Here is a 12958-nt window from a genome sequence, read left to right as displayed (position 1 = left end):
GTTCACGGCCTTCAATCCAACCCCTACAGGACGACTGACATGTTCAACTTCTTTTCCGCTCGCCGCCCCAGCACACTCGCCCCGAAAGCAATGATTGCCACCTCGCATCCGCTCTCTACGGCCGTTGGCCATGAGATATTGGCCCAAGGGGGCAACGCCGTCGATGCGGCCCTCGCCGCTGTTGCGGTGCACTGCGTGGTCGATCCGCTGATGACTGGAATCGGCGGCGACTGTTTCGCGCTCTATGCTCCGAAAGGCGGCAAGGTGAAGGCGCTCAACGGGTCGGGTCGTGCCCCCGCCGCCGCAACAGTCGAGGCGCTCAAGGCCGCCGGTCTCACCGATAGCATCCCCCAGACCAGCCCACATGCTGTCACGATCCCCGGTGCAATTTCGGCATGGTGCCGCCTGCACGAGGATCACGGCTCGCTGCCGCTTGACCGGCTGTTTTCCCGCGCGATCGGCTATGCCGAAAATGGCTATCCGGTGACCCCGCGTGTCGCGATGGACTGGGCCGCCAATGCTGCGGTTGTGGCGGGGGATGAACATGCGGCCAAGCTTTTCTTGCCCGAAGGCAAGGCGCCCAGCGTAGGCCAGATGCACGCCCAGCCGCTTCTTGGCACCCGCCTGCGCGAAATTGCAGCCAAGGGCGCGACGGCGTTCTACGAAGGTGAGGTTGCCGCGCAGATGACGGCGCATCTGCGCTCTCTTGGCGGGCTGCACACCGAAGAAGATTTCCACGAGGCCCGCGACCAAGCCCATTGGGTCGACCCGATTTCGACCAGCTATGGCGGGTACGATGTCTACGAATGCCCGCCCAACGGTCAGGGTTTGGCGGCGCTGCTGATCCTGCGGATCCTGTCGCGCTTTGACATGGGAAAAGGGTTGTCGGAAGCAGATCGCATCCACCTGCACGCCGAGGCGACCAAGCTTGCCTATCATCATCGGGATGCATTGATCAGCGATCCGGCCTCCTGCCCCGATGTCGTCGAGACGCTGCTGTCGGACAAGGTCGTGGACACGCTCGCCGCGCGGATCGACATGCGCCATGCCCTGCCACCAGCGCTGTGGGACGAGCCCGAGCACAAGGATACCATCTATCTTTGTGTCGTTGATGAAGACGGCAATGCATTGTCCTTTATCAACTCGATCTTTCACGGTTTCGGATCAACCCGCCTCGATCCTGTGACCGGCGTGCTGTTTCATTCGCGCGGTGCGTCCTTCCGGCTGATCGAGGGACATCCCAACGCCATCGCCCCGCGCAAACGGCCGATGCACACGATCATTCCGGGCATGCTGTGCAAGGATGGCGTTGCGGCGATGCCGTTTGGCGTGATGGGGGGCCAATATCAGGCGGCTGGCCATGCGGCGTTCCTGTCTGCCGTGCTGGACCTTGGCATGGACCTTCAGGACGCGATGGATGCACCGCGCAGCTTTGCCCATGATGGAAAATTGCAGATCGAACCTGGCGTATCTGAGGAGGCAAAGGCCGATTTGACGTCACGCGGACACGTGCTGGCGATCCAGACCAGCCCCATCGGGGGTAGCCAAGCGATCCACATTTGCCCCAAGACAGGGTTGCTGACCGGCGCCAGCGATACCCGCAAGGACGGCATGGCTCTGGGGTTCTGAGCGCGCAGTCCTGCAGGACCTATGCGCCTGCGTTGCGAACGCTGACCGACCTGCGGCAGGCGTCTTCCGCATGCGTCCTAAAGCCTAGCAGCGCGGTATATGTATTTGAAGGCGCCCCATCGGGCGCCTTCAAAGCAAGGCTCCGGTGGGAAACACCGTCAACGTCAGCTTGAGGGGCGATGGTGCCTGAGATCACAGCCCAGCCCCCTGCGTGTTGACGCTCAAAGCGGGCGGTCCTCGGGGCGCGACTTGATCAGACCGCCACTCTGTGATCCGGGGCGACGGCGTTCAGGTGCAACTTTTCGGGCCCCTGCCCTGCCGGCCAGATCGGGCTGCCGAGGCTTTCGGTCTCGATCCGTTCATGGCGCAGCTGCGTGGGGTCGGGCACCGGCACCGCCGACAGCAGGCGCCGTGTATAGGCATGGCGCGGATCGCGAAGCACCGCGTCGCGCGCGCCTTCCTCGACCACCTGCCCGAGGCGCATGACCATGACTTGGTCCGCGACCTGCTCGATCACGGCCATGTCGTGGCTGATGAACAGAAACGCCAACCCGTCCTCATCCTGGATTTCCTGCAAAAGCCCAAGCACTTGCGCTTGCACCGAAACGTCCAGAGCCGAAACGCTTTCATCGGCGACGATAAGCTTGGGCGACAGCGACAGGGCCCGCGCGATGTTGATGCGCTGGCGTTGCCCGCCCGAAAATTCATGCGGATAGCGCGCCATCATGTCGGGTGACAGGCCGACCCGCCGGAACAAATGTTCGGTGCGGTCCGTCAGTTCAGATCCTGACGCCAGACCATGGATCAACAGCGGTTCAGCCACCTGATCCCCCACCGTCATCCGCGAATCCAGCGATGCCCCGGGATCCTGAAACACCATCTGGATGTCACGGCGCACAGGTTTGAGCCGGGCCGGTCCCATGCCGCGCGTCTGGCGACCATTGACCAGAACCGAGCCCTGCCACGGGACCAGTCCCAGCAGCGCCTTGCCGATGGTGGATTTGCCGCAGCCGGATTCGCCGACAAGCGCCAGTGTCTCGCCAGCCCGGATATCGAACGACACCCCCTCGACTGCATGAACCCGCGCTGTCACACGGTTGAGAAGGCCGCCGGTCACGTCGAAGCGCACCGTCAGATCATCCACCTTGAGAACGGTTGGTCCCTGTGGTTTTGCCGGGCGCGGCGGCGCACTGCCAAGGCGCGGCACAGCGGCCAGAAGCTCTTGCGCATAGGCGCTTTGCGGCGCCGCAAAAAGATCCCGAACCGGCGCGCTTTCCACTTCGCAGCCATGCCGCAGGATCACGACGCGGTCCGCCATTTCGGCCACGACCCCCATATCGTGCGTAATCATCAGAACGGCCGTGCCGTGATCGCGCTGCAAGTCCCGGATCAGATCGAGGATCTCGGCCTGCACCGTCACATCCAGCGCTGTCGTCGGTTCGTCCGCGATCAGCACCTCGGGGTCGCAGGCCAGCGCGATGGCGATCATCACTCGCTGGCGCATCCCACCGGACAATTCGTGCGGATACTGCTTCAAACGGCGGTCCGGTTCAGTCAGTTGCACATCACGCAAAAGCTGCAATGCGCGCCCCGGCGCCTCGGCCCGCGTACAGGCTCCATGTTCCAGAAGCGTTTCACTCAACTGCTGCTGAACCGTCATCAGCGGATTGAGCGAGGTCATCGGTTCTTGAAAGATCATCGCCACCCGCGCGGTGCGGATTTGGCGATAGCCGGCATCAGACAGGCCGACCAGTTCGGTTTCGCCCAGCTTGACCGAACCACCGGCGATCCGGCACATCGGTTTCGGCAGCAACCCCATGATCGCCAGCGCGGTCATCGACTTGCCGGATCCGCTTTCGCCCGCAAGGCACAGCGTCTCCCCCGCGCGCAGATCAAAGGACAGCCCCTCAAGCACCATCTTCGCGCCCGAGGGGGTGGCGACCTGAACACTCAGGTCGCGCACCGTAAGCACCGGTTGGTTCATTCGAACACCACGTTGGGGAAGTAGAAGCTGACCACCCAGTTCGGCATGTCCACGATCTCGGAAATCCGCAGATCGCCACAAACGGAACACAACAGATAGGCGTCCTCTGCCGACATCCCCTTGGTCCGACCAAGCAGATCAACCATGGCCGCAAGCGCATCCTTGGCCGCCTGCATCATGTCATTGCCGATCCCGGTGGTGACCTCGTAGCCCTTTGCGTCCAGGTGCCGTGTCACCGGCCCCGGCGTTGAAAAGCGCGGAAAGAGAAGCTTTTCGCCCTTGATCACGTCCAGCGTCACCTCCACATCCATCGGGCTTTCGATGGCGGTGCCGCAAACTTCACCGTCACCTTGCGCGGCATGGGTGTCCCCAACCGAGAACAAGGCGCCTTCAACCTCGACCGGCAGGTACAGCGTGGTGCCGGCCGCCAGATCGCGGATGTCCAGATTGCCCCCCACGCGCCGGGGCGGCACGACCGAATGAAGCCCGGGCTCAGCCGGGGCAAGACCGATGGTGCCGGCAAAAGGTTTCAGCGGCACCTTGGCGATATCGGAAAACAGCGACGGCGCCAGCGTTTCAGGATTATAGTCCCAGATCTTCAGGTAAGGATCGGTGAACTGATCCGCCAACAGGCCAAAACCGGGGATATTCGCGGTCCAGCCAAAGCCCGAGGGGTGGAAGGCTTCGATCTTGACCTTCAGCACGTCGCCGGGTTTGGCCCCATCCACATAGACCGGCCCGGTCACCGGGTTGATCTTGGAGAAGTCCAGACCGGGCACATCCGCGCTGGTGCTGCCCTTGTTGAATTGCCCGCCCGAACTGTCGAGACATTGAAAGTGCAGGCGTGATCCGGGGGCCACCGTTTCGACGGGTGGGAGCGAATTGTCCCACCCGTGATGGTGTGCACCGTGGATCGTGTAATCACAGTGCTGACACATGGTTATTCTGCTTCCTTCGAATAGATGTAGTCATAGTTGACCGGGATATGGACCGGGTCGACGAACAGGCTGGCGTCGCCGGCGACCTTGCCCGAGGTCAGGGTGAAGCGTTGCTCGTTGAACACGGGCACCCAGGGCGCATCCTCCATCACGTCGAGATAGATGGATTTCCACGCCTCGATACGCGCCGCCGCATTGGCCTCGCCAGTCATGGCGTCGGCTTCGGCTGCACGAGCGTCCAGGTCCTCGTTACAGTACCACGACCAGTTCCAGCCGCCCTGCACCGCACCGGCGCAGCCAAGGATCGGGCCGTAGAAGTTGGACGGATCGGGGAAATCCGCGATCCATGCCATGCCACCGGACCAGATCATCGGGGCCTGATCCGCCTCGCCGCCTGCGGCGATGACATTGGCCTGCGCAAGGTTGCGAATTTCGGCGGTGATCCCGATTTCCTTCAGATCCTGCTGGATGGCCTGTGCGATGCGCGGATTGGGATCCACGTTCATCACATAAAGTTCGGTGGTGAACCCGTCGGCAAAGCCTGCTTCAGCCAGCATGTCCTTGGCTTTGGCCGGGTCAAAGGCATAGCCTTCATAGTCATCGGCATAGCCCGGCATGGTGGGCGGCAGCGGCTGGTTCGCGGGCACGGCGCGACCGTTGATGATCTTGACGATCCGGTCCTTGTTGATCGCCATGTTCACGGCCTTGCGCACGGCGACATTGTCGAACGGGGCCATCTGTGTATTCAGGGTGATATAGCCGGTATGCAACTGACCGCCCTCGATCACATGCGCCTTTTGCGCCGGATCATTCATGACCTGCAGGAACTGCGCCGGCGGAATGCCGTCACCGGGAATATCCGCTTGCCCTTGCTGCAGACGCAACAGCGCCACGGTCGGCTCAAGGCCAATCTCGAAGGTCACCTGATCCAGCTTGGGCAGGTTTGCGCGGTGATAGTCTTCGAACCGCTCGAACACCACGCGCTGACCCGGCGACCATTCTGCCAGTTTGAACGCCCCCGACCCGACCGGTTCACGCCCGAAATCTTCGCCCGAGGCTTCGACCGCTTCTTTCGGGACGATGGAGGCAAAGTTCAGCGCCATGACGTGGCCAAAGGTGGCGTCAGGGCGCGACAGGGTGATCTCGACGGTCTTGTCGTCGATCACCTTGACGCCGGACAGGCCCTCGCCATTGCCCGCGCTCCAGTCATCGAAGCCGGCAATCATGCCAAAGAACCCGGCGCCGGGCGAGCGCGTCTCGGGGTTGGTGACACGGTCAAGAGAGAATTTCACATCCGAGGCGACGATTTCGCGCCCGTTGTGGAACTTGATCCCGTCCTTCAGCTTGAAGATGTGGGTCAGACCATCTTCGGAGATGGTATAGCTGCTGGCCAACTCGTTGCGCAGCGTGGTGGTGCCCGGCGCATAGCCCATCAGCCCGTCAAAGAGCGATTTGATCATCGACCAGTTCTGCCAGTCGTACCCGATGGCCGGGTCCAGCGTGGCCACGTCATCCTTGTAGGTGACGATCATGGACCCGCCCATGGGTGCATTTTCGTCCACTTCGGCGGTTGCCATCTGGGCGGTCAGAGCCAGCCCAGCGACACCGGACAAAAGAATTTTTCTCATGTTATCAGTCCTCTGTTGGTTTCTATTTCATCTTGATTCGGGGATCGACGAGTGGCGCGACAAGGTCGGCCAGAAGGTTGCCCAGAACGATCGCGGTCGCCGAAACCATGGTCACGCCCATGATGACGGGGATATCCACACGCTGAATCGCCTGCCAGGCCAGTTGGCCGATCCCGGGCCAACCAAACACGCTTTCCACCACGACGATGCCGGACATGAACAGCCCGATGTCGATACCGATCATGGCAATGATCGGCAGGATGGCGTTGGGTAGAACGTGCCGCAGGATGATGCGGGCCTTGCCCAACCCCTTGGCCTGCGCGGTGCGTACAAAGTCTTGCCCCAGGACGTCGATCACGCTTGAGCGCATCATCCGACTGTACCACCCGGCCCCGAGAAACCCGAGCGTCACGGCCGGCAGCACCACATGGGCAAAGGTGCCGTAGCCGCCGATCGGGAACCAGCCGAGCTTCACCGCGAAGACGTAAAGCAACAGGATGCCGATCACGAATTGCGGGGCCGAAATCGACACGAAGCTGAAGATCATCAGCCCGTGATCGACCGGCTTGTTGCGGCGCAGGGCGGCGACGATACCGATGGTCAGGCCGAACGCCAATTCCGTCACGATGGCCGCGACCATCAACAACAGCGATGCCGGAAGGCGCGTGGCGATCAACTCGGACACCTCGGCACGTTGGAGATAGCTGCGCCCCATATCGCCCTGAAACAGCGCGGTCAGATACCGCCAGTACTGCAGGAAAAAGGGATCGTTCAAACCCAACTGGTCGCGGATGTTCTGCACCGTCTCGACGGTGGCGGACCGCCCCGCGATCTGCCGCGCCGGGTCGGCAGGGACAAGGTAAAGCAGAACGAAGGTCACCAGTGTGATCCCGATCAGGATCAAGGCGCTTTCGAACAGGCGACGGACAAGATAGGCCGACATCAGTGGCGTCCTTTCAACGTCGGATCGAGGATATCGCGCAGCGCATCCCCCACCAGGTTAAAGGCCAGCGCCAGCAGAAGGATGGCGCTACCGGGGATGAACACCAGCCAAGGCGCCGTCGAGAAATAGGTCTGGTTTTCGAAGATGATATTCCCCCAACTCGGCATCGGCGGTTGGACCCCGACGCCAAGAAAGCTCAGCGTCGCCTCCAGCAGCACGGTGGTTGAGATCCCCAGCGTGCCGAACACCACGATGGAGGAGAGCAGATGCGGCAACAGATGCTTGAGCAGGATCCGCAGATGCCCTGCCCCCAGCGCGCGCTGCACCGTGATAAAGTCGCGCTCGGCCAGACTGCGCGTCTCGGTATAGATCACGCGCGCCATCTGCACCCAGTTCACCATCGCGATCACCAGCGCCACGATCAGCAGCGAAGGCTGGAAGATCGCCGCCAGAACAATCGCCAGCAACAGCGCCGGAAAGGCCATCATCAAATCGGTAAAGCGCATCAGGATCGCGCCCACCCAGCCCCCGAAATATCCAGCGGTGATGCCCACACCTGCCCCCAGCAGGATCGCGATGCCATTGGCGAGCACCCCGATGATCAGGGAGGTCCTCGTGCCAAGGATCAGCCGGGACGCCAGATCGCGGCCCAGAAGGTCGGTGCCCAAAAGGAAATCGCCCCCGGGCGGCAGCGGCGCACCAACCAGGCTGAGACCGTCGAAACTCTGCTCGAACGGGTCATGCGGCATGATCCAAGGCGCGAACACAGCCGCCCCCACCATCAGCACGATAATGAACAGGCCAAAGGCCGCACGTGGGCGCGTCAGCAGATCCTGCAGAATGCGAACTCCCTTTCGCGAGGTCTTGGGCGCGGGCGTCGTATCGGTCGCCGAGGTCATGCTTTTGCCTTCCCGCGCTTGGCCGGGCTGGAGAGATAAAGCGTTGCGGCATCCTCCAACGCCACGCGCTCGACCATGGCGAAGGCGCGCAGTTTTTTCAGCGCCCGGGCCTCGTCGATGCCCTCGGCCTGCATGATGGAGATTACCGCGCGCAGCAGGTCCAGCCGCAGCGACGCGCGCCGTGCGCTCTCGGCCTCTCTGCGGCGCGTCTCGCAGCGTTCGTCATAGCGGGCAAAGCCCAACACCAACGCCGAATACAGGTTCGCCGTCGCGCCAATGGGCAGGAAAGCGTCCAGCCCCTGCCGGATCGCCCACTCCAGACGGCCGGGGGTTTCAGAGCCGATCAGCCCCAACACCGGCATCGGCGCTGCCTGCGGCGGCCAAGGGAATTGCCCGTCCTCGGCGCGGTCAAGGTCAACCACCAGCAGATCGGCTTCCGTTTCGCCGGGCTCAAGTTCGGGCCATCGCCCTTGGGCGCGGATCCCGTAGGTCGCCAGCCGCCGGACCAGTTGCTCGCGCATCTCGGCGCTGGGATGCAGGACAATGCCTGTCTTGCCGACAAAGCTATAGGTCATTTCACGATCCTCAGGCTGGGCGTTTCTCTTGGGCCGCCACGCACGGGCTGCACGCTGGTCAGGTACGGATCAGCGATGATGGGCCCCTCGGACGAGGCGATCAGGTGGAACCGCCCTTGTTTGGCGCGCGCAATATGTGGGGTCAGTGCGGCGTGGCGAGTCATCGGATCGATCCGAACCGTCCCCAGAACAGTGTCGTGCGGCCCCGCGCAAGCGGCGCGAAAGACCGCCTTGGGGGCAGCGCTCCCTGCGCGCTTGATCGACTGCGCAAGGATGCAGACGCTGGCATAGGTCGTGGCAAAAAAGGACGAGCACCGCCCATTCGGCGCCACCTTGGCGGCGCGTCGAACGAAATCCTGCGGCCCCAACTCCTCGAAATAGGTGCCGGCCGAAACCAGCCCGTCGCCAGCTTGGCCCAGCGCCTCCAGATCCGCCTCGGACTGGTTGCAGGAGACCACTTCGGGGCGGCCCTGCGCAGGCAATCCGTGCATGAACGCGACGTTCGACGGCCCGATCAGGGAGTTGATGACCATGTCCACGCCATGCTCCGCGATTTCGGACAGGGCCAAGGTGCAATCGGTCTCGCCCAGCGGCACATAGCGCTCTCCGACAATTTCCACCCCGGCCTCGGACAGGCGCGCGCGGGCAAGGCGCAGAGTCTCCCACCCCCAGACATAGTTCGATCCCAGAAGATAGGCGCGGCGCACGCCAGCGGCCAGCATTCTATCGAGCAACGGGATCATATGGTGGTTTGGCGCCGCCCCCATGTAGATCACGTGATCGTTGCTCTCGAATCCCTCATAGGGGCAAGGATACCATAAAAGCGCCCCATAGCGTTCCAGCACCGGGATCATGTCCTTGCGGCTCCATGAGGTGATCGCACCGACCACATGCGACACCCCTTGTTCAAGAACATCGCGGGTCATGGCCTCATAAGCATCGGGACGGCCCGCCGGATCGCAGACCACCGGCGTAATCTGGGCCACGCCGTCACGCGCCAGATCTGCGATCGCAAGCTCGGCTCCGGCACGCGCAGCCCGACCCAAGGCGGCATACGGCCCCGTGGTCGAAAACACGAGACCAAGGTCGAAGCGCTCCATGTCGGTCCCTTCAAAAACAAAAAACCCCGACACCCTGTAGGGGGTGAGCGGGGCGCGAATGCCATCGGCGGATCAATCCACCATGTGTCCCAAAAAGACCAAAGGTTGCACGGATTGTCAAAGCGATTTTACATTTACCCAGCCAGCACGCCGAGATCCGCCCATAATTTCAGCACCAAACCCGCGCCAAGCCGTTCTGTGACGAAAGATGCCGACAAGCCCCCGGCTGTGACGGAAATCTCCTGCACTGCCCGGCAGTGGCCTGACTGTGCGCCGCGTGCCAATCGGCTTTGGCGCTCGCGTCATTTCGGAATCGCCCCCCCTTGACACATGCAAGCCTGTGTTTCCGATCCGGGGATCGTCAGCAAACCGCACGACTTCAGCGCCTCATTCTAGGCTGGCCAGTTCGTTGCCTTGCAGGTCGGGGGCAATCTGGTCAGAAGCCCCGGCTATCGCCTTGAGAAAGCGGGCCCTCGTGATGCCCTTTCTCCTATGCCTTGATGTCATGAGGCATCGAGATACCACGCAGATAAATCGCAAAAACCCGCGGCGCGTCGAGCTGCATTTGCCCCATGTCGCCAGCAATCAACGATTGCATGACCAAGCCCTGAATGGTGCCGACGAACAACGTCGCCGCCGCCCCCTCGTCCAGATCTGGGCGCAATTCCTTGCACGCCTTGCCAGCCGCGATCAATTCACCCAAGCGGGCCGCGTATTGTTTCATCATGTTTTGCGCCAGGCTCTTGGCGGGCGTCTTTCGCGCATTCTGAAGTTCCCCGAACAGCATGCGCGGAACGCCGGGGTGGTCAGCCACAAAGCTGACGTGCGCCATGAACATCGACTCCATTTTTTCAAGTGGCGTCTCGGCGTCCTTGGCGGCACGTTCGATCCGGGCCATCAGGGTCTTTGACACCCAGGTAATGACCGCCGTCCAGATCGCGTCCTTGTTGGGAAAATGGCGAAAGATCGCGCCCTGCGTCAGGTGCATGTGTTCGGCGATAGCAGCAGTGGTTATGGAATCCGGGTTCGTGGAGCCGGCAAGATCGATGACCGCCTCGACGGTGACGTTCCGGCGTTCCTCTGCCGGGATTTTCTTTGCTCTGGTCCGCACCACTACACATCTCCATCTCTTTGTTTCGAGAGCCACCCTTACCTTGATACCAGAGGCGGGGACGGCGCTCAATTTCGTTACCGAGCGTCATGGCTTGATTTAATATAGTAATTGATTACTATCTTGATTCGAAGAGGTCCGCTAGTGGAAATGGCTTTCCTCTCGGAATGGCCAGTTGGAACATCAAGGAGGGTCCATGGAGCCGAATGCTGAAAACCAGGTGGTGAAACTGCGGACCCCGCACCCTGCGCGAGCGTCCAACGGGGGAACCCCTGCTGAGGAGCGCGCATCGCGTCTCCCAACGGCGGATGCCCCCCCGGCAGCGGGGTCCGGTGTCGAACGCGACACCGCCCCCGTGACGCAGGTTGCGGATGCCGGTGCGTGCCACGATTCAGCCGCAGCCGTTCGTGACGCCCTTGATCATGCGACACAGGTCGGGCTGTCGCGCCTGACGCACGGGCTTTCGCCTGCCGCGCTGATGAACGCCTGGGTCGATTGGTCGACGCATATGATGGCCGCGCCGGGCAAGCGGCTGGGCCTCGTGGAAAAGGCCGCGGAAAAGGGTCGCCGCTTTACGCGCTATGCGATGAAATCGACGGCCTCGGCCAACACCGTGGCCCCCTGCATCGACGCGCTGCCGCAGGACGATCGTTTCAAGGGCAATGCCTGGCAGATGCGGCCTTTCAACCTGCTCCAGCAGGGGTTCCTGCTGCAACAACAATGGTGGCACCAGGTCGTCACGGACGTGCCCGGGGTCACGGCACAGCATGAACGCGAATTGCAGTTCCTGACCCGCCAAATGCTCGACACGATGGCCCCGTCCAATTTCCCCTGGACGAATCCGGAGGTCCTGAAAAAGACCCGTGAGAGTTACGGCATGAACCTTGTCCGCGGGATGCAGAATGTCCTGCAGGACACACAGAAATCGCTGACCGGAGCGGCGCAAGAGAGCGCCGACTCTTTCCTGCCGGGCCGGGACGTGGCGGTGACGAAAGGCAGCGTCGTCTATCGCAATCAGTTGATCGAGCTCATCCAGTACGCCCCACTCACGGACACCGTACGCCCCGAGCCGATCCTGATCGTCCCGGCCTGGATCATGAAATACTATATCCTTGACCTCTCGCCGCAGAATTCGATGGTGCGGTATCTGGTCGAACAGGGCCACACGGTCTTTGTCATCTCGTGGAAAAACCCTGACGTGGGGGATCGCGATCTGTCGCTCGACGATTACCGGCGTCTTGGGGTGATGGAGGCGCTGGAGGCAATCGGCGGGATCGTCCCGGACCAGAAGGTTCATGGTGTGGGCTACTGTCTGGGCGGCACGCTGTTGTCGATCGCGGCGGCCGCGATGGCGCGCGACGGCGACGACCGGCTGAGCTCGCTCTCGCTTCTGGCCAGCCAGGTCGATTTCACCGAGCCGGGCGAACTGGGGCTTTTCATCAACGAAAGCCAACTCGCCTTTCTCGACAGCGTGATGTGGAAGCAGGGCTATCTGGATACGACACAGATGGCCGGCGCCTTTCAGATGCTGCGATCAAACGACCTGATCTGGTCCCGGATGGTGCGCGACTACCTGATGGGAGAGCGAGCAGCAGCGAGCGACCTCATGGCCTGGAACGCGGATGCGACACGCATGCCCTACCGGATGCATATGGAGTATCTGCGCAAGCTTTATCTGAACAACGATCTGGCCGAGGGACGTTTCCGGGTGGAAGATCGGCCAATCCACGTCTCTGACATCCGCGTACCTGTCTTTGCCGTGGGAACGGCCAAGGACCATGTTGCGCCGTGGCAGTCGGTTTACAAGATCGACATGCTCAGCGACACCGATGTGACCTTCGCGCTGACCAGCGGCGGCCATAACGCCGGTATCCTGTCCGAGCCGGGCCACCCGCGCCGAAGCTTCCGGGTCCGCAGCCGCAAGGCCACCGATCTGCACATGGATCCCGAAAGATGGATCCAGACCACACCGGAACAGGACGGGTCCTGGTGGAGCGCCTGGACCGGGTGGCTCGCCGACCGCTCCGGTGCTGAAACCGCTCCGCCGCCCATGGGTCGCAAGGGGCAAGCGCCGCACGCGGATGCGCCCGGCACCTACATATTTCAGAAATAGACGGCCTGCATTTGCCGGACCGGCCTGCAAAAAAAGGA

General features: G+C 62.2%; 10 protein-coding genes. 2 read left to right on the top strand and 8 right to left on the bottom strand.

The window, feature by feature from the left end:
• The first annotated feature begins 39 nt into the window (after nt 1-39).
• Nucleotides 40-1629 (top strand): gamma-glutamyltransferase family protein, encoded by a 1590-nt coding sequence (locus tag E1B25_RS10940; protein ID WP_132829216.1) that lies wholly within the window; start codon nt 40-42, stop codon nt 1627-1629.
• A gap of 253 nt (nt 1630-1882) precedes the next feature.
• On the opposite strand, the gene E1B25_RS10935 is transcribed toward E1B25_RS10940, so the two are convergent.
• The 8 genes from E1B25_RS10935 to E1B25_RS10900 all read right to left on the bottom strand — a co-directional run bounded on the left by E1B25_RS10935 (nt 1883) and on the right by E1B25_RS10900 (nt 10843).
• Complete coding sequence (locus E1B25_RS10935) at nt 1883-3613, bottom strand: ABC transporter ATP-binding protein (RefSeq protein WP_132829214.1); 1731 nt, start codon at nt 3611-3613, stop codon at nt 1883-1885.
• Nucleotides 3610-4551 (bottom strand): acetamidase/formamidase family protein, encoded by a 942-nt coding sequence (locus tag E1B25_RS10930; RefSeq protein ID WP_132829212.1) that lies wholly within the window; start codon nt 4549-4551, stop codon nt 3610-3612. The genes E1B25_RS10935 and E1B25_RS10930 overlap by 4 nt, the downstream gene beginning before the upstream one ends.
• Before the next feature lie 2 nt (nt 4552-4553).
• Nucleotides 4554-6179 carry an ABC transporter substrate-binding protein gene (locus tag E1B25_RS10925; protein WP_132829210.1) on the bottom strand — a complete coding sequence of 542 codons (1626 nt, stop codon included), beginning with the start codon at nt 6177-6179 and terminating at the stop codon, nt 4554-4556.
• Nucleotides 6180-6201: 22 nt separating this feature from the next.
• Nucleotides 6202-7122 (bottom strand): ABC transporter permease, encoded by a 921-nt coding sequence (locus E1B25_RS10920; RefSeq protein ID WP_132829208.1) that lies wholly within the window; start codon nt 7120-7122, stop codon nt 6202-6204.
• Entirely contained in the window at nt 7122-8021 is a 900-nt protein-coding gene (locus tag E1B25_RS10915) for an ABC transporter permease (RefSeq protein ID WP_165937601.1), read from the bottom strand. Before E1B25_RS10915 ends, E1B25_RS10920 begins: the two co-directional genes overlap by 1 nt.
• Nucleotides 8018-8596 (bottom strand): ANTAR domain-containing protein, encoded by a 579-nt coding sequence (locus tag E1B25_RS10910; protein WP_132829207.1) that lies wholly within the window; start codon nt 8594-8596, stop codon nt 8018-8020. The genes E1B25_RS10915 and E1B25_RS10910 overlap by 4 nt, the downstream gene beginning before the upstream one ends.
• Entirely contained in the window at nt 8593-9696 is a 1104-nt protein-coding gene (locus E1B25_RS10905) for a transporter substrate-binding protein (RefSeq protein ID WP_132829205.1), read from the bottom strand. Before E1B25_RS10905 ends, E1B25_RS10910 begins: the two co-directional genes overlap by 4 nt.
• A 490-nt stretch (nt 9697-10186) precedes the next feature.
• Entirely contained in the window at nt 10187-10843 is a 657-nt protein-coding gene (locus E1B25_RS10900; protein WP_245510684.1) for a TetR/AcrR family transcriptional regulator, read from the bottom strand.
• Nucleotides 10844-11003: 160 nt separating this feature from the next.
• Between E1B25_RS10900 and E1B25_RS10895 the strand changes: the two genes are divergently transcribed.
• Nucleotides 11004-12920 (top strand): PHA/PHB synthase family protein, encoded by a 1917-nt coding sequence (locus E1B25_RS10895; protein WP_132829203.1) that lies wholly within the window; start codon nt 11004-11006, stop codon nt 12918-12920.
• Nucleotides 12921-12958: the final 38 nt, after the last annotated feature.

Source organism: Antarcticimicrobium sediminis, assembly GCF_004348975.1.
Taxonomy (GTDB): Bacteria; Pseudomonadota; Alphaproteobacteria; order Rhodobacterales; family Rhodobacteraceae; genus Antarcticimicrobium; species Antarcticimicrobium sediminis.
The sequence above is the reverse complement of the archived record's forward strand: the minus strand, read 5'-3'. Positions and strand labels throughout refer to the sequence as shown.

Coding starts and splice junctions, on each gene's coding strand:
- E1B25_RS10905 (WP_132829205.1), bottom strand. CDS start 9,696: ATGGAGCGCTTCGACCTTGGTCTCGTGTTTTCGACCACGGGGCCGTAT.
- E1B25_RS10920 (WP_132829208.1), bottom strand. CDS start 7,122: ATGTCGGCCTATCTTGTCCGTCGCCTGTTCGAAAGCGCCTTGATCCTG.
- E1B25_RS10915 (WP_165937601.1), bottom strand. CDS start 8,021: ATGACCTCGGCGACCGATACGACGCCCGCGCCCAAGACCTCGCGAAAG.
- E1B25_RS10925 (WP_132829210.1), bottom strand. CDS start 6,179: ATGAGAAAAATTCTTTTGTCCGGTGTCGCTGGGCTGGCTCTGACCGCC.
- E1B25_RS10940 (WP_132829216.1), top strand. CDS start 40: ATGTTCAACTTCTTTTCCGCTCGCCGCCCCAGCACACTCGCCCCGAAA.
- E1B25_RS10910 (WP_132829207.1), bottom strand. CDS start 8,596: ATGACCTATAGCTTTGTCGGCAAGACAGGCATTGTCCTGCATCCCAGC.
- E1B25_RS10930 (WP_132829212.1), bottom strand. CDS start 4,551: ATGTGTCAGCACTGTGATTACACGATCCACGGTGCACACCATCACGGG.
- E1B25_RS10935 (WP_132829214.1), bottom strand. CDS start 3,613: ATGAACCAACCGGTGCTTACGGTGCGCGACCTGAGTGTTCAGGTCGCC.
- E1B25_RS10895 (WP_132829203.1), top strand. CDS start 11,004: ATGGAGCCGAATGCTGAAAACCAGGTGGTGAAACTGCGGACCCCGCAC.